This window comes from Williamsia sp. Y721 (genome assembly GCF_059683565.1).
In genome coordinates, this window is record NZ_JCASNH010000002.1 from 111,703 (window position 1) to 134,763 (window position 23,061).

The 23,061-nt window shown below is 64.3% G+C and carries 24 protein-coding genes; 12 read left to right on the forward strand and 12 right to left on the reverse strand.

What is annotated here, in order from left to right; all coding sequences use genetic code 11:
• Nucleotide 1 precedes the first annotated feature (1 nt).
• From AC56PL_RS09165 to AC56PL_RS09180, 4 genes are read left to right on the forward strand one after another with little or no spacing between them, the layout of a single operon-like run.
• Nucleotides 2-1,213: an amidohydrolase family protein gene (locus AC56PL_RS09165; protein WP_495513406.1), complete on the forward strand. Its 1,212-nt coding sequence runs from the start codon at nt 2-4 to the stop codon at nt 1,211-1,213.
• Nucleotides 1,200-1,616: a nuclear transport factor 2 family protein gene (locus tag AC56PL_RS09170; protein WP_495513407.1), complete on the forward strand. Its 417-nt coding sequence runs from the start codon at nt 1,200-1,202 to the stop codon at nt 1,614-1,616. The genes AC56PL_RS09165 and AC56PL_RS09170 overlap by 14 nt, the downstream gene beginning before the upstream one ends.
• 26 nt (nt 1,617-1,642) lie before the next feature.
• Nucleotides 1,643-2,743 carry an acyl-CoA dehydrogenase family protein gene (locus AC56PL_RS09175; protein ID WP_497154279.1) on the forward strand — a complete coding sequence of 367 codons (1,101 nt, stop codon included), beginning with the start codon at nt 1,643-1,645 and terminating at the stop codon, nt 2,741-2,743.
• A 2-nt stretch (nt 2,744-2,745) separates the two neighbouring features.
• Nucleotides 2,746-3,558 carry an acyl-CoA dehydrogenase family protein gene (locus AC56PL_RS09180; protein WP_497153649.1) on the forward strand — a complete coding sequence of 271 codons (813 nt, stop codon included), beginning with the start codon at nt 2,746-2,748 and terminating at the stop codon, nt 3,556-3,558.
• A 72-nt stretch (nt 3,559-3,630) separates the two neighbouring features.
• Here AC56PL_RS09180 and AC56PL_RS09185 read toward each other — a convergent pair whose 3' ends face one another.
• The 4 genes from AC56PL_RS09185 to AC56PL_RS09200 form a co-directional block, all read right to left on the reverse strand.
• Nucleotides 3,631-4,146 carry an MTB12 C-terminal domain-containing protein gene (locus AC56PL_RS09185; protein WP_497153650.1) on the reverse strand — a complete coding sequence of 172 codons (516 nt, stop codon included), beginning with the start codon at nt 4,144-4,146 and terminating at the stop codon, nt 3,631-3,633.
• Between the two features lie 250 nt (nt 4,147-4,396).
• Nucleotides 4,397-5,182, reverse strand: a complete 786-nt coding sequence (locus AC56PL_RS09190; RefSeq protein WP_495513410.1) for an enoyl-CoA hydratase — start codon at nt 5,180-5,182, stop codon at nt 4,397-4,399.
• Between the two features lie 5 nt (nt 5,183-5,187).
• Nucleotides 5,188-6,363, reverse strand: a complete 1,176-nt coding sequence (locus AC56PL_RS09195) for an acyl-CoA dehydrogenase family protein (RefSeq protein ID WP_495513411.1) — start codon at nt 6,361-6,363, stop codon at nt 5,188-5,190.
• Complete coding sequence (locus AC56PL_RS09200; protein WP_495513412.1) at nt 6,347-7,348, reverse strand: acyl-CoA dehydrogenase family protein; 1,002 nt, start codon at nt 7,346-7,348, stop codon at nt 6,347-6,349. Before AC56PL_RS09200 ends, AC56PL_RS09195 begins: the two co-directional genes overlap by 17 nt.
• Nucleotides 7,349-7,550: 202 nt before the next feature.
• Between AC56PL_RS09200 and AC56PL_RS09205 the strand changes: the two genes are divergently transcribed.
• The 3 genes from AC56PL_RS09205 to AC56PL_RS09215 are packed head-to-tail and all read left to right on the forward strand — an operon-like array spanning nt 7,551 to nt 10,188.
• A complete protein-coding gene (locus AC56PL_RS09205) occupies nt 7,551-8,210 on the forward strand; it encodes a TetR family transcriptional regulator (protein ID WP_495513413.1) in 660 nt (219 codons plus the stop codon).
• Between the two features lie 43 nt (nt 8,211-8,253).
• On the forward strand, nt 8,254-9,096 hold the full coding sequence (locus AC56PL_RS09210; RefSeq protein ID WP_497153651.1) for an acyl-CoA thioesterase: 843 nt from the start codon (nt 8,254-8,256) through the stop codon (nt 9,094-9,096).
• 48 nt (nt 9,097-9,144) lie between these two features.
• Nucleotides 9,145-10,188 carry an NAD(P)H-dependent amine dehydrogenase family protein gene (locus AC56PL_RS09215; protein ID WP_497153652.1) on the forward strand — a complete coding sequence of 348 codons (1,044 nt, stop codon included), beginning with the start codon at nt 9,145-9,147 and terminating at the stop codon, nt 10,186-10,188.
• Here AC56PL_RS09215 and meaB read toward each other — a convergent pair.
• From meaB to AC56PL_RS09230, 3 genes are read right to left on the reverse strand one after another with little or no spacing between them, the layout of a single operon-like run.
• Entirely contained in the window at nt 10,175-11,056 is an 882-nt protein-coding gene (gene meaB / locus AC56PL_RS09220; RefSeq protein WP_495513416.1) for a methylmalonyl Co-A mutase-associated GTPase MeaB, read from the reverse strand. The two genes, AC56PL_RS09215 and meaB, sit on opposite strands and share 14 nt — an antisense overlap.
• Before the next feature lie 28 nt (nt 11,057-11,084).
• Complete coding sequence (locus AC56PL_RS09225; protein WP_495513417.1) at nt 11,085-12,224, reverse strand: acetyl-CoA C-acyltransferase; 1,140 nt, start codon at nt 12,222-12,224, stop codon at nt 11,085-11,087.
• Nucleotides 12,217-13,662, reverse strand: a complete 1,446-nt coding sequence (locus AC56PL_RS09230; RefSeq protein WP_497153653.1) for a class I adenylate-forming enzyme family protein — start codon at nt 13,660-13,662, stop codon at nt 12,217-12,219. The genes AC56PL_RS09225 and AC56PL_RS09230 overlap by 8 nt, the downstream gene beginning before the upstream one ends.
• A 52-nt stretch (nt 13,663-13,714) precedes the next feature.
• On the opposite strand from AC56PL_RS09230, the gene AC56PL_RS09235 reads away from it, so the two are divergent.
• A complete protein-coding gene (locus tag AC56PL_RS09235) occupies nt 13,715-14,479 on the forward strand; it encodes an SDR family NAD(P)-dependent oxidoreductase (protein ID WP_482137089.1) in 765 nt (254 codons plus the stop codon).
• On the forward strand, nt 14,476-15,234 hold the full coding sequence (locus AC56PL_RS09240; RefSeq protein WP_495513419.1) for an SDR family NAD(P)-dependent oxidoreductase: 759 nt from the start codon (nt 14,476-14,478) through the stop codon (nt 15,232-15,234). The genes AC56PL_RS09235 and AC56PL_RS09240 overlap by 4 nt, the downstream gene beginning before the upstream one ends.
• Nucleotides 15,235-15,316: 82 nt before the next feature.
• Here the strand turns inward: AC56PL_RS09240 and AC56PL_RS09245 are convergent, their stop codons facing one another.
• Nucleotides 15,317-16,096 carry an enoyl-CoA hydratase-related protein gene (locus tag AC56PL_RS09245; RefSeq protein WP_495513420.1) on the reverse strand — a complete coding sequence of 260 codons (780 nt, stop codon included), beginning with the start codon at nt 16,094-16,096 and terminating at the stop codon, nt 15,317-15,319.
• Between the two features lie 79 nt (nt 16,097-16,175).
• Between AC56PL_RS09245 and AC56PL_RS09250 the strand changes: the two genes are divergently transcribed.
• A complete protein-coding gene (locus tag AC56PL_RS09250) occupies nt 16,176-17,069 on the forward strand; it encodes a TIGR03619 family F420-dependent LLM class oxidoreductase (protein WP_497153654.1) in 894 nt (297 codons plus the stop codon).
• A gap of 171 nt (nt 17,070-17,240) precedes the next feature.
• Nucleotides 17,241-17,615: a VOC family protein gene (locus AC56PL_RS09255; protein WP_497153655.1), complete on the forward strand. Its 375-nt coding sequence runs from the start codon at nt 17,241-17,243 to the stop codon at nt 17,613-17,615.
• Between the two features lie 66 nt (nt 17,616-17,681).
• Here AC56PL_RS09255 and AC56PL_RS09260 read toward each other — a convergent pair whose 3' ends face one another.
• Genes AC56PL_RS09260 through AC56PL_RS09275 form a run of 4 tightly spaced genes read right to left on the reverse strand, consistent with a single transcriptional unit; the run spans nt 17,682 to nt 21,837 of the window.
• A complete protein-coding gene (locus tag AC56PL_RS09260) occupies nt 17,682-18,449 on the reverse strand; it encodes an enoyl-CoA hydratase-related protein (protein ID WP_495515936.1) in 768 nt (255 codons plus the stop codon).
• A 2-nt stretch (nt 18,450-18,451) separates the two neighbouring features.
• Nucleotides 18,452-19,540 carry an acyl-CoA dehydrogenase family protein gene (locus AC56PL_RS09265; protein WP_497153656.1) on the reverse strand — a complete coding sequence of 363 codons (1,089 nt, stop codon included), beginning with the start codon at nt 19,538-19,540 and terminating at the stop codon, nt 18,452-18,454.
• Nucleotides 19,527-20,432, reverse strand: coding sequence for an acyl-CoA dehydrogenase family protein (locus AC56PL_RS09270; protein ID WP_495513424.1), 906 nt, complete (start codon nt 20,430-20,432; stop codon nt 19,527-19,529). Before AC56PL_RS09270 ends, AC56PL_RS09265 begins: the two co-directional genes overlap by 14 nt.
• Nucleotides 20,410-21,837, reverse strand: coding sequence for a class I adenylate-forming enzyme family protein (locus AC56PL_RS09275; protein ID WP_497153657.1), 1,428 nt, complete (start codon nt 21,835-21,837; stop codon nt 20,410-20,412). Before AC56PL_RS09275 ends, AC56PL_RS09270 begins: the two co-directional genes overlap by 23 nt.
• A 161-nt stretch (nt 21,838-21,998) precedes the next feature.
• On the opposite strand from AC56PL_RS09275, the gene AC56PL_RS09280 reads away from it, so the two are divergent.
• On the forward strand, nt 21,999-23,018 hold the full coding sequence (locus tag AC56PL_RS09280; protein WP_497153658.1) for a 2Fe-2S iron-sulfur cluster-binding protein: 1,020 nt from the start codon (nt 21,999-22,001) through the stop codon (nt 23,016-23,018).
• Nucleotides 23,019-23,061: the final 43 nt, after the last annotated feature.

Genomic DNA, 23,061 nt, shown 5'->3' on the forward strand with positions numbered 1-23,061 from the left:
CATGCAAACACTCGTAGCGGCGGGCCTTCTCGACATCGATTCCGGCGAAATCGTCCGACCCGGAGTCATCCGGATAGACGGTGAACGGATAGTTGGAATAGGAGGTACTCCAGAAGGCGAAATCACCGATCTCGGTGACCTGATCCTGGTCCCTGGCTTCATGGACATGGAAGTCAACCTGCTCATGGGAGGACGTGGCGAAAAGCCCGTCGCATCCATGGTCCAGGATGATCCGCCGCTACGAATGTTGCGTGCGGTGGGTAACTCCCGCCGCACGCTGCGGGCCGGTTTCACCACCGTCCGCAACCTCGGTCTGTTCGTGAAGACCGGCGGGTATCTCCTCGACGTCGCACTCGGCAAGGCCATTGACGCCGGCTGGGTCGACGGACCCCGGATCATTCCCGCCGGGCATGCGATCACCCCCACCGGCGGTCACCTCGACCCGACGATGTTCGCGGCATTCATGCCCGGCGTCCTCGATCTGACCATCGAAGAGGGCATCGCCAACGGTGTCGCCGAGGTCCAGAAGGCCGTTCGGTACCAGATCAAGCACGGTGCGCAACTGATCAAGGTCTGTGTCTCCGGCGGCGTCATGTCGCACACCGGAACTGCGGGCGCTCAGCACTATTCGTTCGACGAACTCTGCGCGATCGTCGACGAGGCCCATCGCCGCGGGCTACGGGTCGCCTCGCACACCCACGGCGCCGAAGCGGTCAAACAGGCCATCAAGGCCGGAATCGACTGCATCGAGCACGGATTCCTCGTCGATGACGAAGCGATTCAGATGATGGTGGACAACGGGACGTTCCTGGTCCCCACGACCCGGTTGATCGACGGCATGGACATCTCCCATGCCCCCGATGAACTCAAAGACAAAGCGGCCATCATGTTCCCGCAGGCCCGCATCTCCGTGAAGAAGGCCTACGACGCCGGCGTGAAGATCGCCGTCGGAACCGATGCTCCCGCAATCCCCCACGGCAAGAACGCCGACGAACTGGTCGCCCTGGTCGACCGCGGCATGAGCCCCCTGGCCGTGTTGCGTGCCGCCACCACCGTGGCCGCCGACCTGATCAACGTCACCGACCGCGGCCGGTTGGCCGAGGGTCTGCTCGCCGACATCGTCGGTCTGCCCGGAAACCCCTTGGACGACATCACCGTTACTCAGAACGTGAAGTTCGTGATGAAAGGCGGCAAGATCTATGTCAACAAATGATGATCTGCTGGAGCTTCAGCAACTGCTGGCCCGGTACGCGGTGCGGATGACCCAGAACGACGTCGAAGGCGTCGTGAGTGTCTTCACCCCCGACGGCACCTACAGCGCTTTTGGTGACGCCTTTCCCCTCGATCAATTCCCCGACCTGGTCGCCGCAGCGCCCAAGGGCCTGTTCATGACCGGTATGCCGTTGATCGAGATCGACGGTGATACCGGAACCGGTACGCAGCCATTGTGTTTCGTCCACGACGCAACTCACGACATGCGAATCGGCTACTACAACGACACCTACGTCCGCACCGAGGCCGGCTGGCGTATCAGGACCCGCAAGATGACGTTCATCCGCCGCAGCGGCGAACATGATTCGGGTATCCCGCACGCGTTCGAACGTCCGGGTGCATGAGCAGCGGTCACATGGACACCGGACACATGGACACCGGGCAATTCCGCTCGGCAGTTCGAGAATGGCTCGACGCCAATGATCTGACTCCCGGTCCCGACCATTCTCTGGATGGTCAGGTCGAGCAGTTGAATCGGGTGCGTCGGGCCCTTTTCGATGCGGGGTGGATGCGCTACGGGTGGCCCGCCGAGGTCGGTGGTCTCGGTGGACCCGCAGAACTGCGTGCGGTCCTCGGCGAAGAGGTCGCGATCCGCGACCTCGCCGAGCCGGGCCTGTATTCCATGATCGAAGTCCTCGTGCCGACGATGATGTCCTATGCGACACCGGAACTGGCAGCAGAGATGGTTCCGCTGATGCTCAGCGGCGCCGAGCAGTGGTGCCAAGGATTCTCCGAGCCCGGTTCGGGCAGCGACCTCGCATCACTGACGACCAAAGCCGTACAACAGGGCGATAACTGGGTCATCTCCGGGCAAAAGGTCTGGACCAGCCTGGCCCAGTACGCCTCCCGTTGCGTTCTATTGACCCGAACAGGTCCCGGCCACAACGGGATCACCGCGTTCTTCGTCGACATGGACACACCCGGTATCACCGTTCGGCCGCTGCGCACGATGCATGGGGTCGACGAGTTCGCCGAGGTCTATTTCGACAATGTCGTCGTCCCGGCCAACCGGATGCTCGGCAAGCCCGGCGACGGCTGGGGTGTGGCGATGGATCTCCTCCCCCATGAACGGTCAACGTGCTTCTGGCACCGCATTGCCTATCTGTTCACCCGGCTGGACCGCTTGCTCACCCAGTCCGCGCCCATCACCACGGCCGCGGACGACGCCGAACTCGGCTCCGCCTACCTGGCATTGCACACGATTCGCTGCCGTTCGCGGATGACCCAGCAACGACTGGCCGACGGAGCCCAACTCGGGCCCGAGACATCTGTCGACAAGGTGCTGCTGGCCACCGCCGAACAGCAACTGTTCAACACCGCACGTGACCTCCTGCCAGGGGCCATCGAGCTCTCGGAGTCGGAATGGCGGATCGAATACCTCTATTCGCGTGCCGCGACGATCTACGGCGGCACCGCGGAGATCCAGCGCAACATCATCGCGCGACGACTACTCGATCTCGGCAAGGAGTGAAGATGGACGACGACGAACTCCTTTTGCTCACAGAGACTTTCCGCAAGGCGATGACCGGTGCATCAGGCCCTGAGCTGGATGCCGCACTGGTCGCACTCGGCTGGAACGAGATGCTCGCCGAGATCCCGGAAGTCGCGGTGCCGATGGTGTTTCGGCTCCTCGGCGAGACCGGTGCGCACGCATCGGTGATCAACGACGTGATCGGCGAGTACATCCCACTGCCGTTTGCGGGCGGTTCCTGGGTGGTCTGGCACCGCAAGAGCAGTGCCACCTCGAGCACGCTCGATCCGGAGTTGCCACTGGAGGTTGTCGGATCATGCAGCGGGACACCACTGCCCGTCGCCACGCTGGCCGCCGCCCAACGCGCGATCGGATGGTGGCTCGTCGGGACCAGCCGGACGATGCTGTCGCTGGCCCGCGAACATGCACTCAGTCGCACCCAGTTCGGAAAGCCTGTTGCCGGATTCCAGTCGATCCGCCACAAGCTCGCCGAAACCTACGTCGCCATCGAGGGCGCCGAGGCGGCCCTGACTGTGGCCACGGAGACGCAGCGGAGCGGAGCTCGACCATCGAATACCGACGAACTGGGGTCCATTCTGGCGAAAGCTGCAGCCGGGCAGGCGGCGCTGACCGCGAGCAAGCACTGCCAGCAGATCCTCGGCGGCATCGGGTTCACCGAGGAACACGACCTGCAGCGCCACATCAAACGCGCACTGGTTCTCGACGGTCTGTTCGGCAGCGCCCGGGAGCTGACCCGTGAGGCCGGCGCCATCATTCGCGCACAGGGTCACGCACCCCGCCTCGTCGACCTGTAGAGGCAACACGCCAAACAAGAAGGGCCGGTATCTCGTAAGAGATACCGGCCCTTCTTGTTTCAGTTCGTCCGATCAGCAGCCCGGGATGGCTTCTCCGGAGCCCTGCACGGCCAGGACGGTGCAGAAGGTGACGCCTGCAACGACCCAGGTGCCGTCGACCAGCACGGCCTCGCCACTCTGGCCGGGCAACACGGGGTTGCCGTCCATGGTCAGATCCCAGGTGACGAGTGCCTTGTCTTCGCCGTCGAGGGTGACGTCCTGGACGACAGCTCCGGTGTTGGCGGCCTGGGGGTTTGCGACCATGCCCTGCAGCACCGGTCCGAAGACCGCGGAGTTCTCGACGTACTTGGTCCGCTCCTCGATCGGCGCCTGGCCGTTGAAGAAGGTCTCGTACGCGACGGTGATCGCCTCGGTGGTTGCCGGGTCGGCGGTGGCTGCGGCGGCACTCGAGGTGGCGGCGGCCGAGGACGCGGCGGTGGACGATGACGAGCTGTCGTCGCTGTCATCGCTACAGCCGGCAACGAGGCCGACCAGAACAGCAGCGCAGGCGCCCGCCGTGAGAGCCCTACGGACGATCGAATTACGCATGGCGTGAGTCCTTTCTCGTGGACAGAGGTTCCGGCCACTGAAATCAAAGCTGAAGTCTCCGGCCGATCAATGGGCACTTGCGATTTCGCATGTGCGCCCACTCACCCGCTACGACGACTGAGACTGATAATTGCATTCTCGGATGGATCGTACGACATTCTCGGAGGCCCCTGAAGGGATTCGAAGAAATCCACGGGCCAGTACCGTCGAGGAGATTTGACCGGCCTCACCTGCAATGATCGTTACGCTCTTAAGTGATCTTCGCCTTCATTTCGTCGAGGCGGGCGAGAACCGGATATCCGTTGACACTCAGCGCATTTCCGTGCCCGGTCTGATGTATGTCGAACACCGACTGGATCGCCGCGTAGAAGCCCTGTACGTCCAATGTCTGGTTGACCGCCCGCTTGGCCTGACGCAGACCGAATGGGGGCATGGACGCGATGTGCCGTGCCAGTTTCATCGTCTCGTCGTCGAGGTCGGCACGTGCCACCACCTTGTTGACCATGCCGACCTGCTCCGCCTCCACTGCGGTGACCGGACGGCCCGTGAAGAGGATCTCCTTGGCCTTACGCGGGCCGAGTTCCCATGTGTGACCGTGGTATTCGACCCCGCCGATACCCATCAGCACCACCGGGTCCGAGAACTGCGCGTCATCGGCGGCGACGATCAGATCGCACGGCCAGCACAGCAGCAGACCACCGGAGATGCAACGACCCTGAACCGCCGCGATCGACGGCTTGGGGATGTTGCGCCACCGTAGTGAGTACTCCAGGTAACGGCGGCTTTCGTTCTGATAGATCAACTCCAGGGTGATCTTGTCCGGGACCGGACCGCCGCCCTTGAGATCGTGACCGGCCGAGAAGTGCTTGCCCTCGGCACGCAGGACGATGACAACGACCTCGGGGTCGTTGGCCGCACGCATCCACGCCGCGTCCAGTTCGTCGAGCAACGCGGCGTTCTGCGCGTTGGCCGCCTCCGGACGATTGAGCGTGATGGTCGCGATCTTGTCAGCAACCTCGTAGTCGATGTACGTCATTGGTCTCATCCCCTCGGTAGTCCGAGCACACGCTCGGCAATGATGTTGCGTTGCACCTCAGATGTACCGCCGGCGATGGTGCCTGCGAAGCTCCGCGCGTACCGGTCGAACCAGCTCCCGCTGAAATCGTCATTGTTCAAGGGCATGTGGGGTGAGCTGACTGCGGGATGGATGAGACCGTCGACCCCGGCCGCGTTCAGCGCCACCTCGGATGCCGTCTGAACCGCCTCGGATCCAAGCACTTTCAGCACCGACAATGCGGCAACGTCCTCTTCACCGCGCGCCGTGCGGGCCAACGCCGCCGAGCCGAGCAGGCTCAGGGCCTTGGCGTCCATGAGCAGGGTGGCGTAGCGGTCGCGGTCCAGTGGCGTGGTGGGCACGAAGTCGCCGATGAGATCTTGCAGGCGGTCGGCAAAACCCATCCACAGCAGATTGCGCTCGTGACCCAACGATCCGGACGCCACGCCCCAACCACCGTTGAGCGGACCGATGAGATTCTCGGCAGGCACCCGCACGTCATCGAAGAAGACTTCGTTGAAGTCGGTGTCGTCCGCCCGGCAGACCGAGGCGAACGGACGTCGCGTGACGCCAGGCAGGTCGGTCGGTATCAGCAGAACGCTGATCCCCTTGTGCTTTGGCACATCTGGATCGGTCCGAACGAACGTCAGCAGTACATCCGCGTGGTGGGCGCCGGACGTCCAGATCTTCTGCCCGTTGACGACGAAGTGGTCTCCGTCGCGCACGGCGCGGGTGCGCAGCGACGCCAGATCAGACCCCGCGCCCGGTTCACTCATTCCGAGTGCAGCGGTGATCTCGGCCCGCAGAATCCTTGCCGCCCAATGGTTCTTCTGCTCATCGGTACCGAACGACAGGATCGATGCCGCGATGATGCCGAGACCCTGGGGATTGAAGCTGTGGTAGATCCGTCGGCGCGACAGCTCGCGCAGATGGACGTACTGCTGCAGGATCGTTGCGTTCCGACCACCGAACTCCGGCGGGTTTCCGGGCAACAGCCATCCGTGATCGAACTGCACGCGCTGCCAGCGCCGAGCCCACTGCGGCATGTCCGCACTCGAATGTGACCGCTCGGTGGTCTCTGCCTCTGCCGGCACGTGCTCGTCGAGGAAGGCGACGAACTCCTGCCGGAAAGCCTCCAGCTCGGGATCAAATGTCAACTGCATGTCGCTCCTCGAAGATGCGGGCACGGTGATGCGCGGCACCACCGAGTAACAGTTCGCCGGACTTCGCCCGTTTCAGCGCGAACTGCAGGTCGTTCTCCCACGTGAAACCCATCGCGCCGAACAACTGCAGGCCATGCCGAAAGACCAGGGATTGGCATTCGCCTGCCGAGGCCTTTGCCATCGACGCCGCCACCGAAGCGGTGCGGTCGTCGCCGGACGCGATGGTCTGAGCCGCAAAATAGGCCAGGGCGCGCGCACGTTCGATGGCCACGTGCATGTCCGCGGCCTTGTGTTTGACCGCCTGGAACGAACCGATCGGAACACCGAACTGCTGCCGCGATTTCACGTGCTCGAGCACCATGTCCAGAACACGTTGGCAGGCACCAACTGTCGTCAGCGCAAGCCCGGTCAACGCCACCGGCATCGCCAAGGACACATCGACATCGGCACGATCACCAGCCTGCGCCCGAACTCCGGTGAACGAGACCTCGGCGATGTGCAGCGCGGGATCGAAGACCTCACTACGGGTGGCCACCACCTGATCGCCCCGGACAACAAACGTCCCGGCCGGGGTCACCACCGCGATCCGGTCGGCTCGATCGCCGTCGAGGATGTGCTTGGCGGTGCCGTCTAGCACCCATCCGGCTCCGTCACGGCGGGCGTTGACACCACCGAAGACTGCTGTGCCGGCTCCGCCGTCGAGCGCGTGGCCGGGAGCAAGTGGGGCGAACTGCGTCATCGTGGCCAGGTACGGGGTGGGGTCGGTCGCCCGGCCCAGCTCCTCGAGGACGATCGCCAGTTCGACGGCATCGGCGCGGTCGGAAAGTTCCGTCCACCCGAGTTTGTTGTAGAGCTTCCACAGCGGCGCGGGATCAACCCCGCCGTCGACGACACTTCGAATGAAAGCGGGTGAACACTCTTTCGCGACCACGTCGCGGATGGTGTCGCGCCATAGACGTTGGTCCGAGTCGAACTCCAACAGCATGCCGACAGGCCTCCTTCTTCGTCGTGTTTCCACGACATTATGAGAATATCATTCTCACATACGGTTAGTATCGATCTCGGAAGTGTTGGTGACTTGCGTCCCGAACGGACTTTTCCGAGCCCAGGTCCGGTAGAGTGCCAGCCATGTTCTCCACAATTCGCCGCGGACCAGCGTCCGACAAAGGCCCAGGAGCGATCAGCTAGTGACCAGTCCCAGCGAAGAGCCGGCATGGAAGCAGCGCGCGGTCGAACGCTCGATCAAGACCGCGAAGCTGCGCGCCGAGCAGCGCGTCCAGAAGTTTCTCGACGCCGCACAAGCGATCATCACCGAGAAGGGCACAACGGAGTTCACGGTTCAGGAAGTTGTCGACCGATCGCGCCAGTCGCTGCGGAGCTTCTACCTACAGTTCGACGGCAAGCACGAACTCCTACTCGCCCTGTTCGAAGACGCACTCGGTCGGTCCGCCGATCAGATCCGGGCCGCCGCCGCCGGGCAGACCGATCCCTTGGCACGCTTGCAAGTTGCTGTTCAGCTGCTCTTCGAGCTCTGCCGCCCCGACCCCAATGCCAAGCGCCCACTGTTCAATGACTTCGCGCCCCAGCTGCTGCTGACGCATCCCGCCGAGGTCAAGATCGCGCACGCACCACTGCTCGCGTTGTTCACCGAATTGATGGAACTCGCACACGAGGCCGGCGAGTTGCGTCCCGACGCCCACCCCAAGCGAACCGCCGCAATGACGATGCAAACCGTCATGTTCATCGCGCAATCGAGCGCTGCCACCGACGACACCACGGTGCAACCGATCACGTCCGACGAGGTCTGGCAGTTCTGCGCCAAGGGATTCTCAGCTTCCGAAAAGTGAGAATGCTGTTCTCCCGTTCAAGAATTCTGCTTACAATCGGTAAATGGCCGATATGTGGAGTGACCTTCTCAGTTGTCTCGAACTACGCCCGCTGACCCCAGCCAACAGTTCCGAAACCCCTGCACAGGGCCCCGGAAACACCGCTGCGGTCTTCGAAGGGCAGAACCAGAATCTCGAATACCACCGCCTCTTCGGCGGTCAACTCCTCGGCCAGTTCATCTCGGCCGCGCTGGCGACGTCACCAGGCAAAACGATCAAATCGATACACTCCGTCTTCAGCAAAGAAGGCCACGCGGACGAGCCCGTCACCTACGACGTGGTGCGTCAGCAAGAGGGACGTACGTTCGCCAGCCTGCTGATCACCGCACACCAATCACGCGGCGTGATCGCGTCGGCGGCGGTCTCGATGCACGTCTCCGAGGACGGACCTGAACTCCAGGAAATCGGCGCACCGTCGCCACTGCTCTCGGCCGACCACGACATCGACTTCAACCTCATCCCGTGGGAGACCCGGACCGCGGGCGACCTGAACTCCACCGCGGTCTCGGCTCCCGAGTTCGAGTTCTGGATGCGCACACCCACAGTGGATCCCGCTCTCGCACCCGCACTGGCGGCGTACGCCACCGATCTGACGCTGATCGGCACCGCCCTGCTCCCACTGGAGGGTTACAGTCAGATCGGCAACGGCACCGCGTTCCATTCCGCGGTCACCTCGCACACCATCTGGTTCCACCGGCCGTTCCGTACCGACGAGTGGCTGCTGCTGCGTCAGCACAGCCCACTGGTGGCACACGCCCGAACCTTCGGCCGCGGTGACATCCTCACCGAGAGCGGGCAGCTTGTTGCCTCATTTGCACAAGAAGCCATGGTTCGCATCAAGTCCTGACCACGTCTGGTCCAAAAACGCAGAAGCACAACAGATCTGAGGGCACACATGGCGATCAATGCGGCACCGAACCGCGTTGTCCAATGGGCAACCGGCAACATCGGCACCAAAGCACTACGCGGGATCATCGAACATCCGACACTGACCCTGGCCGGGGTCTACGTCCACAGCGACAAAAAGGCGGGGACCGACGCCGGTGAACTCTGCGGTCTGGCACCGGTGGGCGTCATCGCGACCAACAGCATCGACGATGTGATCGCCCTTGATCCCGATTGCGTGCTGTACATGCCGGCCGCGCTCGACGTCGACGAGGTCTGCCAACTGCTCTCCGCGGGCATCAACATCGTCACCACCCGCGGCGAGTTCCATCATCCGGCCCGCATGGAACCGGAAGTGCGCGCCGCCGTGGAGGAGGCCTGCCGGACCGGGAACAGCTCGATCCACAGCACCGGCAGCAGTCCCGGGTTCATCACCGAGGCGGTCCCGCTGGTGTTGTCGTCGATCCAACGACGCCTGGACAAGATCACGATCGACGAGTACGCCGATCTGTCCCAGCGTGATTCACCAGATCTGCTGTTCGGGATCATGGGTTTCGGCCAGGCACCCGTCGAGTTCAGTGACCTGCGCCTGGAGCACGCCCGAACCAGCTTCGGCCCGTCGCTGGCGCAGCTGGCCGACGCACTCGGCATCCGCATCGACTCCATCGAGGCGGCCGGCGAGATCGCCGTGACCCCCCACGACACCGTCATCGCCGCCGGCGTCCTGAAGGCGGGAACTGTTGCCGCCCAACGGATCAGCGCGACCTGCATGCGCGATGGCGAAGCGGTGATCCAGTTCCGGGCAAACTGGTTCTGCACCACCGACTTCGACGCCGAGTGGGATCTGCTGGCCACCGGCTGGCGGGTCACGGTCGAGGGCGACGCGCCACTCGAGGTGGAGGTCAAGATGCCGATCTCGCTCGACGAGATGGCGGCAACCACGCCCGGATACACGGCCAATCGCGCCGTGAACGCGATCCCCTACGTGTGCGCGGCAGCCGCCGGAATCCGGACAACGCCGGAACTACCTCAGATCATCGCTAGATTGGGCTGACCTCTGCGGGCGCGGCGATCAATTGCTCCGCCGCGCCGTAGGGGTCGATCTCGCCCGCGGCCACCGCGTCGGCCAAACGTCCCAGATCCGGATGCATCTGCAGCAGCGTCTGGGCCAGCGACAGGATCTGCACCCGGGCCCGTGCTGATTTCCGGCCGGCGTTGTCGTCGCGGTGGTGTGCATCTATGACATCCACCAGCTCATCGATCCCCTCGCCGCGCACCGCGACGAGTTTGAGGATCGGCACACCCGATTCGGCCCGCAGATCACGGACGGTCTGATCGGCACCGTCGCGGTCGGCCTTGTTCACCACCAGCACGTCGGCGACTTCCAGCAGACCGGCCTTGGCGGCCTGAATGGCATCTCCGGCACCGGGATTGAGAACAACGACGGTCGGGTCGGCGATCGCCGCCACCTCGACCTCGGACTGTCCGACCCCGACAGTCTCCAGGACGATCAGATCGTAAGAGATCGCACCCAGGAGCCGGATCGCCGCCGGAACCGCGGCCGACAGGCCACCCAGATGGCCACGGGTGGCCATCGAACGGATCAGCACTCCGGTGTCGTTGATATGAGCGGCCATCCGGATGCGGTCACCGAGCAACGCACCACCGGAATAGGGCGACGACGGGTCCACCGCCAGCACCGCAACCTTCAGACCACGCCGGCGATAGGCGGTGACCAGGGCTGCGACGGTGGTGGACTTCCCGGCGCCGGGCGGGCCGGTCAGGCCGACAACACGCGGCCTCGCCGACCCGATCACCGCCAGCACCTCATCGCGACGCGGGCCCTCGACCAGAGTGAGCAACTTGCCCGTCGCCCGCTCCGATCCGGCCCGCGCCGCGATGATCAGCTCATCAATTGTCATGCGAGGCAGTGATTGTGATTCCACCAACTCACGCGTGGACCTCGACGACCACGGCAGAACCCATGCCGCCGCCTGCACACATGGCCGCCACACCGATGCCGCCACCACGGCGCCGCAGTTCGTGGATGATGGTGGTCAGCATGCGGGCACCACTGGCAGCCACCGGGTGACCCAACGAGCAACCGCTACCGCTGGTGTTGACCAGGTCGGGGTTGAGGTCGAGCAACTTGATGGTCGCGACACACATCGCGGCGAATGCCTCGTTGATCTCGAACAGATCGACGTCTTCGATCTTCAGGCCCGCTCGCGCAAGTGCTTTGGGGATCGCTTCGACCGGGGCCAGACCCGTGAATGCCGGGTCGATACCGACCGAGGCCCAGGAACGTACGGTCGCCAGCGCAGGCAATCCGAGGTCGCTGCTGGCGACCGTGAGGATCGCAGCCGCATCGTTGCCGCCGCTGGAGTTGCCCGCGGTGATCGAGAATCCCTCGATCTCGGGGTGCAGAACCTTCAGGGAGGCAAGCTTTTCCATGGTCGAACCGCGACGCGGGTGCTCGTCGACCGAAAAGAGTCCGTGGACCGTCTTGATCGGCACGATCTCGTCGTCGAACCGGCCCTCGTCGATGGCGGCGATCGCGTTCATGTGCGAACGGTATGCCCAGGCATCCATCTCTTCGCGGGTGACGCCGGCCTTCTGCGCCGCGTTCCAGCCCACAGTGATCGACATGTCCTTGTTCGGGGCATCCGGACGGTCGGGGTGCGACGGCGACATCCACGGGTCGATCCAGTCCTCCCCCACGCGAAACCGCGACTTCGGTGAGGTCGAGGCGGAGTTCACGCCACCGGCCAGGACCAGCTGGTCCATGCCGGACTTGATGCTTCCGGCAGCCGTGGTCACAGCCGACAGGCTGGCCGCGCAATGCCGGTTGACAGCGAGTCCGGGCACCCCGGTCAGGCCTGCGGTGATCGCCGCGTGGCGGGCGATCACGCCACCGCCGTAGAGACCCTCGGCGAGGACCACATCGTCGATCAGCTCCGGATCCAGGGTGCTGACCGCTGCGTCGACCACATGGTGGGCCAGATCGTAGGCATCGGTGTCGCGCAGACTTCCCTTGACAGCAGTGCCGATCGGGGTGCGCAACGCCGATACGATGACGGCTTCAGGCATTGTTGTTCTCCAGTTCTGCCACAAGGTTGCGGCGCAATAGCTTTCCGGTCTCGGTACGTGGGAGTTCGTTCTGGAACACGATCACGTCCGGGGTCTTGGACGAACGGAGCCGGTCCCTGACGAACTGCTTGATCTCGTCTGCGTCACCGGTACCGACCACAACGGCAACAAGGCGTTGTCCCCATTCGGGGTCAGGCACACCGATGACCGCGGCCTCGCTGATGCCGGGATGATCATGCAGGACGTCCTCGATCTCGGCGGGTGCGATGTTCTCACCACCGCGGATGATCGTGTCGTCCGAACGTCCCTCGATGAACAGATAGCCACCCGAATCGAGATGACCGAGATCTCGGGTTGCGAACCAGCCCTCGTCGTCCAGCACACTCTGGCCGCCGTACTCGCCCGAGATCTGTTCGCCGCGAACGAATACCAGGCCGGTCTGGCCATCGGCCGTCGGGTTGCCCTCTTCGTCGCGGATCGCGATCTCGATACCGGGCAACGGCTGACCGACCGAACCGAGCCGATCCCTGACCTCGGGATCGGTAGAGGCAAAAGCGGTCCGATGGTCGTCGGGCCCGAGGACCGCAATCGACGAGGCGGTCTCGGTCAAGCCGTAGGCGTTGACGAAGTTGGTGTCGGGGAACAGCGCGAGCGCCCGTTCCAGAACCGGCCGCGGAGTACGCGCGCCCCCGTAGGCCAGACTCTTCAGGAACGGTTGGCCGGCATCAGCTTCCGTCGTGGCGTCCACGATCCGCGCCAGCATCGTCGGCACGACCATCGCATGGGTGACCTTTTCGCGCCGGACCGTGTCGATCCAGGACCGCGGCTCGAAGGCGTCGATGTAGACGATCCGCCGTCCGCTGTAGAGATTCGACAGCAGATTCGTCAGACCCGCGATGTGGTACGGCGGCACGGCGACCACGGTCGCGTCCTGCGGTGCGGCAGAGGAGAACTCGATCGTGTTGAGCACGTAGGCCAGCAGGTGCCGGTGGCGCAGGATCGCGGCCTTGGGCGCCGCGGTGGTGCCGCTGGTGTAGATGATCACCGCGACGGCGTCTCCGTCGTAGTGCGCAGCGGGCCGGTCGGCGTCGTCCATGGGGACGTTGCCCTCGAGGGAGTCGATCCAGGAATCGAGATCTTCCTGGCCGAGCACCAACGCACCGGGATGTCGCTCGTGGAGCGCTGTCAACTGAGCCTGTCCGAGCCGGTAGTTGAGCGGCACGAACGGGACACCGGCCATCGCGGCGCCGAACAGGGCAACCGGATACGCCAAGTGGTTGATCCCGGAGTACAAGACCGCCGGGTACTCGGTGAATCCCGTCGCCGCCCGGCGTGCGAGGTCCAACATCTGCCCGGCGGTACTCGTTCGACCACCGGCTGTCACGACGGCTCGATCGTCCGCCGACGCTGCCATTTCCAAGATCATCGTGATATTCATGAGAACATGATTCTCTCAGACTGAGATCGTCAATTGCAAGAAGGGAAACCCCATGGAAATCAGTGGCAGTTCCGCCATCGTCGTCGGAGGCACCGGTGGGCTCGGTGAGGCAACCGTTCGCCGCCTGCATGCCGCAGGCGCGAAAGTTGTCGTGGCCGACGTGGCCGACGAAAAGGGCAAAGCACTCGAGAGCGAACTGGGCATCCGCTACGTCCACACGGACGCCAGCGATGAGGCCTCGGTCAACGCGGCCATCGCCGAAGCCGAATCCCTGGGACCACTACGCGTATCGGTGGACTGCCATGGCGGCCCGGCCGGTGGCGGCCGGCTGGTCGGCAAAGACGGCAGCCCGATGGAGCTCGAGGCCTTCACGAAGACCATTGCCTCGTACCTGACCTGGACTTTCAACGTGACCCGCCTCGCCGCGGCCGCGATCGCCCGGCAGGAGCCGCTCGACGAGGGCACCCGTGGCGTCATCATCAACACCGCCTCGATCGCCGGCTACGAGGGCCAGATCGGCCAGCTCCCCTACGCTGCGGCCAAGGGTGGCGTGATCGGCATGACGCTGGTCGCCGCTCGCGACCTCTCGCCCCTCGGCATCCGCGTGATGGCCATCGCCCCCGGCACGATCAACACCCCGGCTTATGGCAAGGCCGCTGATCAGCTGGAGGCCTACTGGGGCCCGCAGGTTCCGCACCCCAAGCGCATGGGCCGTTCCACCGAGTACGCCGCCCTGGTCGCTGCCATCGTCGAAAACGACTACCTCAACGGTGATGTCATCCGCCTCGACGGTGCTCTGCGGTTCCCGCCGAAGTGACCGACAGCAAGCCGCTCGACGGAAAGGTCGCATTTGTGGCCGGCGCGAGCCGGGGCATCGGTGCGGCCATCGCGGTGGCGCTCGCAGACGCGGGCGCCTCCGTGGCCGTTGCGGCGCGGTCCGAGACAGAAGGCCGGGTACCGGGCACGATCGGATCGGTGGCGGAGAAGATCACTTCTGCCGGTGGCCGGGCGATCCCGGTGCCCTGTGACGTCACCTCCGAAGAATCGGTCGGTGCCGCAGTCGATCAGACCGTCTCGGAGTTCGGCGGCATCGACATCCTGATCGCCAACGCCGGCGTGCTCTGGCTCGGACCGATCGAGAAGACTCCACTCAAGCGGTGGCAGCTGTGCCTCGACGTCAACCTGACCGGCGTCTTCCTGATGACCCAGGCCGTCATCCCGCATCTGCGGGCGCGGGGCGGCGGATCACTGATCGCCGTCACCACCACCGGTGTCGACATGATCGATCGCGGCTCGAATGCCTACTGGGTTTCCAAGGCGGCGGTGGAGCGGCTCTATCTCGGGCTCGCATCCGACCTGAAGACGGACAACATCGCGGTCAACTGCCTGAGCCCGTCCCGGGTGGTGCTCACCGAAGGGTGGGCCGCCGCCGGTGGCGGACAGAAGATCCCGCCGGAGGCCATCGAACCTCCGGAGACCATGGGTCGGGCAGCATTGTTGCTCGCACAGCAGGATTCGACCGGGATCACCGGGACGATCCAGCGTTCCGAAACACTGATCCCCCGGTCCTGACACACAGAAATTCGCGCCACCTGCCGCGATTCGCACCTGTTGCAACGGGCGCGAATGGCGGTAGGTGGCGCGAATTTTGCTGTCAGTTAGGGATATTGGACGGAATCCAGCTCGGATCACGCTTCTCCATGAAGGCGCGCATGCCTTCTCGGGGTTCGGGCGAGGTCTCGAGTGCCCCGAACATCGTCTGGTAGTCGATGAGCCCGTAACGCTCGTTGAGCATGCGCTTGACCTGAGCCCGCGCCTCGGGAGCGGTCTGCAAGATCTCACGGGCCGCGGTCAGCGCCGCCGACCGGAGGTCCTCGTGAGGCACGACCCGGGAGATCACGCCGAGGCGTAAGGCCTCCGCCGCGTCGAACTTACGGGCGGACAAGAGAAGATCGCGTGCCGCCGCCAGGCCCACATGGGCGGGAAGTGCTGCGGCATAGGTGGCATCGGGGATTCCGCGTAGCAGTTCGGGGACCCGGAACGTCGCCCGGTCGCTCGCCACGGCGATGTCGGACATCATGGCCACCAGCAGTCCACCGGCCTGACAGATGCCGTTGACCGCCGAGATGACCGGCGCCCGGCTGTCCCGAATCGTCAAGAATGGCAGCACATCATGGCCGATGCCGTCCGGGAGATTGTCACCCGGTTCGGCCCGACCGCCGAGATCACCGCCTGGTGCGAACACGTCACCGGTACCGGTGATGATGAGCGCGGCCAGGTCGGGATCCGAATTCACCAGACGCACAGCTCGTTTCAATCCGTAGTACATCGCGGGGGTGAAGGCGTTGCGCGCCGCGGGACGATCGATCGTGCACCATCCGATCGGTCCTTCGCGTTCGAACTTCAGGCCGCCGGCTCCCAAATCATCAGTCATGAGTGCAGACTATCGGATTTAACACAATTGAGAATTGGATTGTGCGACATTGGGAATCATCCTCGCATAACCTGTGAGCATGAAATTCTGGTGCGGCACTGCATTCATGAACACAATCGAAATGCCCTCTGTGGCAAAGATGATGGACGAAGCTGGCTACCACGGCATGCTCGTCTCCGACCATCTGGTCTATCCACGAGAGCCCAAGACCCCCTATCCGGCCACCCCTGACGGAAAACCGTTCTGGCACCCGGAGACAGAGTGGCCCGATCCGTGGGTTCTCACCGGCGCGATGGCAGCGGTCACCACCAATCTCCATTTCGGCAACAACGTGTACATCGCACCCGCGCGTCCCATCATCGATGTGGCCAAGGTCGTCGGCACCGCCGCCGCAATCGCAGGCGGACGCGTCTCGATCGGACTCTCCGCGGGCTGGAATCGTCAGGAATTCGAGCTTCTCGGACAGGATTTCGACAATCGCGGGCCTCGGCTCAACGAGATGATCGAGGCGTTGCGAGTGCTGTGGAAAGGCGGTTGGGTCTCCTGGAAGGGTGAGTACTACGACATCCCTGAAATGATGATCGAACCTCATCCGCCGGAGCCCGTTCCCATTCTGTGTGGCGGCGAGTCCGGCCCGGCCCTGCGCCGCGCCGCGCAGCACTGCGACGGGTGGGTGGGCACCGCGTACACGCTGGAGGACGCCAAGCCGTGGATCGACCGGATCAACGGTCTGCGTCGCGAATACGGTCGCGAGAACGAGCCGTTCGAGATCATCATCGGGCTGCGCGATGCCCCGTCACTCGACATCTACAAGCAAGCCGAAGATCTCGGGATCGGCGCGATCATGGTGAATCCCTGGGCCAATTGGGAGCGTACGCATTCCGGGGACCACGACGATCTCCGCGCACCCGCCGAGCAGTACCGCGCTCCACTCGAAGCGTTCGCCGAGAAGTACGTATCCAAACTCTCGTAGTCGGCGAGGGCATTTCAGATCAACGTCGGCTGCGATAGGGTGGTCGCGATGATGACCAGTCAGGCCTCCGTTGGCCGCTCCCGGGACGGCAATCTGGTCGTGGCCTGATCCGTGCTCCTCCCTTGAGTCCGAGTGACCTCAGTTCCATCACTCGCGACTCAAAGGAGACTCATGACAGCACGTTTCAATCACACGATCATTGCCTCGACAGATCCGGCCGAGATGGCCGGGTTCTATCGCGATCTGCTCGAAGCCGACAAAGCCCCTTCATGGGGTCCGTTCACCAACGTGCAGATCGCAGACGGCGTACTACTACAGTTCGCCACTGCGCCGACGGATTTTTCGCCACAGCACTACGCGTACCTGGTCGACGACGCACACTTCGATCGGGCCTACGCGAAGATCACCGACCGCGGTCGAGATCACTGGGCAGATCCCCAGCAGACCCGGCCCGGCGAGATCAACCACGGACACGGCGGCCGCGGTGTCTATCTACTCGACCCCGCCGGTCACTATCTGGAATTGATCACACATTCCTATCTGTGAAACGCCTGCGGCCCGCGGAGAACCGATCGCTCGGGTCCTCCGCGGGCCGCAGGCCCAGCAATGTCCTCAGTTCTTCTTGGCGGTCAATCGTGCGATGTTCGCTTGGAAGTCGTCGGTGGTGAACGACTGATGCTCGGCGCTCATCGCGAAGTCGAGGGTCGCCAGCACCGCGCGCTCGAGGTGCAGGTTGAGTAGTCGCTTGGTCGCTTCCACGGCCTGCTGCGGTTGCTCAGAGATCCGCTTCGCACACGCCAGTGCCTCCGTGAGCGGATCGGCGACGATGTGGTTCACCAGTCCCATCTCGCGGGCACGCTCTGCGGTGATCCGCGCTCCGGTGATCGCGTATTCCTTGGCCAGCATGAGGCTGGTGTGCAACGGCCAGGTGACCGGCCCGCCGTCTGCGGCAACCAGCCCCACCTGGACATGCGGGTCGGCGAGGTAGGCATTCTCGCCGATGTAGGCCATGTCGCTGAGCGAGACGAGGCTGCAGCCCAGGCCGACCGCGGGGCCGTTGACCGCCGCGACGACCGGCACCCGGCACCTCGCCATTCCGAGCACGATCTCCCGGCCGTCGGCAATGGTCTGCGCGCGTAGTTCGTCGTCCTTGGCCAGTTCCGCGAGGTACGCGAAATCGCCGCCTGCCGAAAAGGCCTTGCCCGCTCCGGTCAAAACCGCGGCGCGCGCACCGCGGTCGGCGCTCAGCTGCGGCCACAACCGCGCAAGTCCCACGTGCAGCTCATGATTCACCGCGTTGAGCGCATCCGGGCGGTTCAGCGTGATGATGCGCAGAGACCCGTCGGCCTGGACGTCGATCTCGTCGGGCATGTCGTACATGGTCAAACTCCCAATCCTAGAATTCGCGATGCGATGATGTTTTTCTGAATCTGCGACGTGCCGCCCATGACGCTCTGCGCCCGGCTGTAGAGGTAGGCGCCGAGTAGTTCGGGATCGGTGGTACCGACCACATCCAGCGCGGCATGTCCCACCGCCTGTTCGACCCACGTCATCAACAGCTTGTCGAGCGAACCTTCCGAGCTGTGCTGGACGCCATCGAGCTGTTCCGAGAGTCGGCGTCGCACATGCAGTCTCAACATCTCGGTTTCGATTGCAGCCCAGGTCAAGTCAGCGGAATGCTTGCCTTCCGACTTCTTGGCGATCTGGTTGACCAGCTTGCTGTACCGCGCGGCGAAGCCAAGTGTCGACGGTTCCCGCTCATGCCCGACGACAGTCATCGCCAGCTTCCAGCCGTCTCCGGGAGCGCCGACCATGTTCTCTGCCGGAACCCGGGCACCGTCGAAGAGCACCTGCCCGAATTCGGTGGTGACACCGCTGATCATCTTCAGGGGTCGCTGCTCGACACCCGGTTGGTTCATCGGCACGATGAAACCCGAGATGCCCTTGTGCCGTGGCACATTCTTGTCGGTCCGGGCCAGCAGCAGACACCAGTCGGCGTTGTCGGAGTAGCTGGTCCAGATCTTGTGGCCGTGGAGGACGTACTCGTCACCGTCGAGGGTGGCCGTGGTGGTGAGCGAGGCGAGGTCCGAACCGGCACCGGGTTCCGAGAACCCCTGGCACCAGCGTTCGGTGCCGTTGATCATCCCGGGTACGAAGCGCTTTCGGATCTCTTCGCTGCCGTGGTGACCCAGGCCGAAGACCAGGTATCCCAGGCTCGGCCGTGCGGGGAAGGCCGCGCGCGCCAGTTCCTCGTCGAGGATGACGTCGTAGACCGCTGGCAGCCCTTGTCCGCCATACTCTTCCGGCCAGCTCAGGCCGAAGAAACCGGCCTCGTACAGCGCCCGGTGCCATTCGCCCATACGCGAAAAGTATTCGTCACCCGAGGTCGCGAACGTCCCCTTGCGCTCCTCCAGCCACGCGCGCATCCGCTCGCGGAACGCGGCCTCTTCGGTGGTGTCACGAAAGTCCAATTTGGATCTCCTCCAGACTCACTGGGAACAGTTCGGTGGATGTCAGTGCGCGGCGAAGGTAGAGGTGCACCACGCATTCCCACGTATTGCCGATGCCGCCATGCACCTGTATCGAGGTCTCACAGACCGTCCGGGCGGTGCGCGCACAGTAGAGCTTTGCGATTCGCGCAGCCTGCAACGCTTCGTCGGTCGGTAGTTCGTCGACGGCCCAGGCCGCGTGCCTGAGCACGCTGATCGAGCCCTCGATCAGCGCCAGACCTTCGGCCAGCAGATGCCCAACCGCCTGGTACGAACCGATTGTCGCGCCGTACTGCTCGCGCAGTTTGGCGTAGTCGACCGCGGTGGCGTGTGCCCCACGTGAGCAGCCGACCAGGTCCGCGGTGGTGGCGACCAGCGCCAAGGCCAGGTTCCGCTGCGCCTGCTCCGATGTCAGCTCGCCGACCGCGGCCGGTTCGCCCGTGACATCGGCGCGGAGCCTGGTCAGGTCGACACCATCGCGGGTCGGCCCGAGATCGACTGTGCTGACCTTGTTCTCGCCGCGCACCACACCCCGATCGAAGCCACGGGCGTCGATCGCCTCACCGCCGACCACAGCGGTGAACCGATGTGGCCCTTCGACGAGGTGACGCAGGGCGTCATCGGCGAGCACCGGACCCAGGAAGGGAACGTCGACCAAACCGCGCCCGAACTCCTCGGCGACGATGGCGACCTCCACCGCCGAGGCTCCGTCGGAACGCAGATCACGCCACCCGGTGCTGTCGACCACTTTCTCCAACCGCGCAATGCGGCTCTCGTCATCGAGATCGGAGACCGCGGACGGTCCCAGATCATCGGCCAATTTCGAAGCAGCATCACGCAATTGCCGCTGCTCACTCGTCAGACGAACGTCCATAGCGCTCCTTCAGCACTCTGCGCAGCACCTTGCCGGATGGCAGGCGCGGAATATCAGACACGAAAATGACCTCGCTGGGTCGCTTGTACTTCGCCAGCCGCTCACCAACCAATTCGATGAGTTCTGCGGCCTCGACAGGTTCGGCACCATTCACCAGGGCCACCGCCACGACGATCGCCTCACCGGAGACTGCGTCGGGGACTCCGAACACCGCACAATCGGCGACCGCCCGGTGGGCGTGCAACACCGCCTCGACCTCGGCCGGTGCAACCTGAAAGCCCTTGACCTTGATCATCTCTTTCGAACGATCGGTCAGCCGGACCCACCCGTCGGCGTCGACGGTTCCGATGTCGCCGGTCCGGTACCAGCCATCACAGAAGGCGTCCGAGTTGGCCTCGTCAGGAAGGTATCCGGCCATCACCGACTCGGACCGGGCCTGAATCTCGCCGGCCTCACCGGGGCCGAGGATCTTTCCGGTCTCGGTGGACACCACCTGGAGCGTCACGCCGGCGGCGGCGCGTCCCACGCTGTCCAGACGCGCACCCTCGATCGGGTTGCAGGTGATGACCGGCAGTTCACTGGCCCCGTAGGCAGGCACCCACCGCACGCCGGTTCGGCTCGTCACGATCTCGGCGATGCTCGGGGTCACCGGGGTGGCGCCCCACATGATGTAGCGCAGCGACGACAGATCGTGCTTCTCGAGATCCGGGTCCGAGGCAAGCGCCAATGCGATCGGAGCGACCGCCATCTCGATGGTGATCCGATCGGATTCGATGTGACGCAGCATCAGCCCCAGGTCGAAGCGACGGTGCAACCGAACCCAGGCACCGGAATCGAGTGCGGTGATGACGTTGAGGATGCCCAGAATGTGTGACGGCGGGGTGAGGATCTGCAGGCGGTCAGCGGCGGTCAGCTCAAGCGCATCACGCCACTGCCGGACGGCCACACCGAACGACCGGTGCGTATGACGGACGGCCTTGGGCATCCCGGTGGTGCCCGAGCTGAATACCAGCACCGCATCGGCGTCGGGGTCTTTGTCCGGCGAGGTGACCTCGCCGACGCCGGACTCGACGGGTTCGATCCGCTCGTCGAGGTGCAGCATCGGCATCAGGCCGGCCAGCACCGCGTTGTCGCCGACCGCATGCGCGACGCCGGTGACCGCCAGCGCGTGCTCGACCTCGGCGCGCTTGTACGCAGGACTGATCAGCGCCACAGCGGCTCCGACCTGCCAGATCGCGCGCACCGCGACCACGAACTCCGGCCGGTTCGACGACATCAGGGCGACACGCTCGCCCGGGGCAACGCCGCGGTCGGCAAGCGTGGTTGCCAGACCAGCCGTCAGCGCATCGAGCTGCGGCAACGTATAGCTGCGCCCCTCGAATGCCAGGGCGGCGGGCCCGTTCATGTCCTTGTCCTAACCGGCGTCGATCGGCAGGTACCCACCGATCCACCTTCTACTGAATCAACTTGAGAGGATCCTAGCTCACTGGCGAGAATACTATTCTCATCTAGTAGAATCTACGTATCAATCTCGGTAGGATCGACACGACACGAAGGAGGTGGCTCATGGCGAGGCCCCCGTTATTTCAGCGCGCAACCGTGACGAGGATCGTCAAGGAGACCGCTGACGCCCGCACATACGTACTTGCACCACACGAGGCGCCGATCCCGTACCGCGCCGGGCAGTTCATCACTTTCAAGCTCCACGTCGAGGGTGAAGAGCTGTTCCGTTCATATTCGATGTCCAGCGCACCGGAGACCGATTCCGAGCTGATGACCACCGTCAAGCGGGTCCCCGGCGGCAAGGCCTCGAATTGGATGCACGACAACATCAGCGAGGGCGACGAGGTCGAGATCACCCGAGCTGCGGGCCTGTTCTGCCTGAGCGACACCACTGTTCCCCTACTCGGCTTCGCAGGCGGTAGCGGCATCACACCGATTCTGTCGCTGACCAAGAGCGCCCTGGCGACCACCGACCGCCGCATCCGACTCCTGTGCGCCGACCGGGACCCCGGGTCGGCGATCTTCCACACCGCCATCGACGAACTGGCCGCCCAGTACCCCGATCGCCTGTCTGTGGTCCGCAGCTTCGATGTCGAGCACGGATTTCTCGACGCGGCAAAGGTTCTCGAGTTCGTCGGTGACGACGCCGATGCCGACAGCTACCTGTGCGGCCCCGACCCCTTCATGGCGGTCATCAAATCCGCATTGCCCGGGCCCGGCCGGGTCATCGCCGAGGAGTTCGGCGCGTCGGCCCAGACCATCCCCGAAGCAGAACTCGAAGTCGAGACCACCACAGCCCCCGTCGAACTCGGCACCGCGTTCATCCAGCTCGGCCGCAAAAAGGTCGAGATCGAGCGCAAGGCCGGCGAGACCATCCTCGAAAGCGCCCGCCGTGCCGGCCTGTCCCCGCCGTTTTCGTGCGAGTCGGGCAACTGCGCCACCTGCATCGGCGAGGTCCTCGAAGGTAGCGCCACCATGCGGGCCAACAACGCACTCGACGACGACGAGGTCGCCGACGGATTTGTACTGACATGCCAGGCCGTGCCGGATACCCCGACGATCAAAGTGCGGTACGAGGACTAGCCACCCCCACGCTCCATAAGCCGACGCCCGGTGGGCCGACACA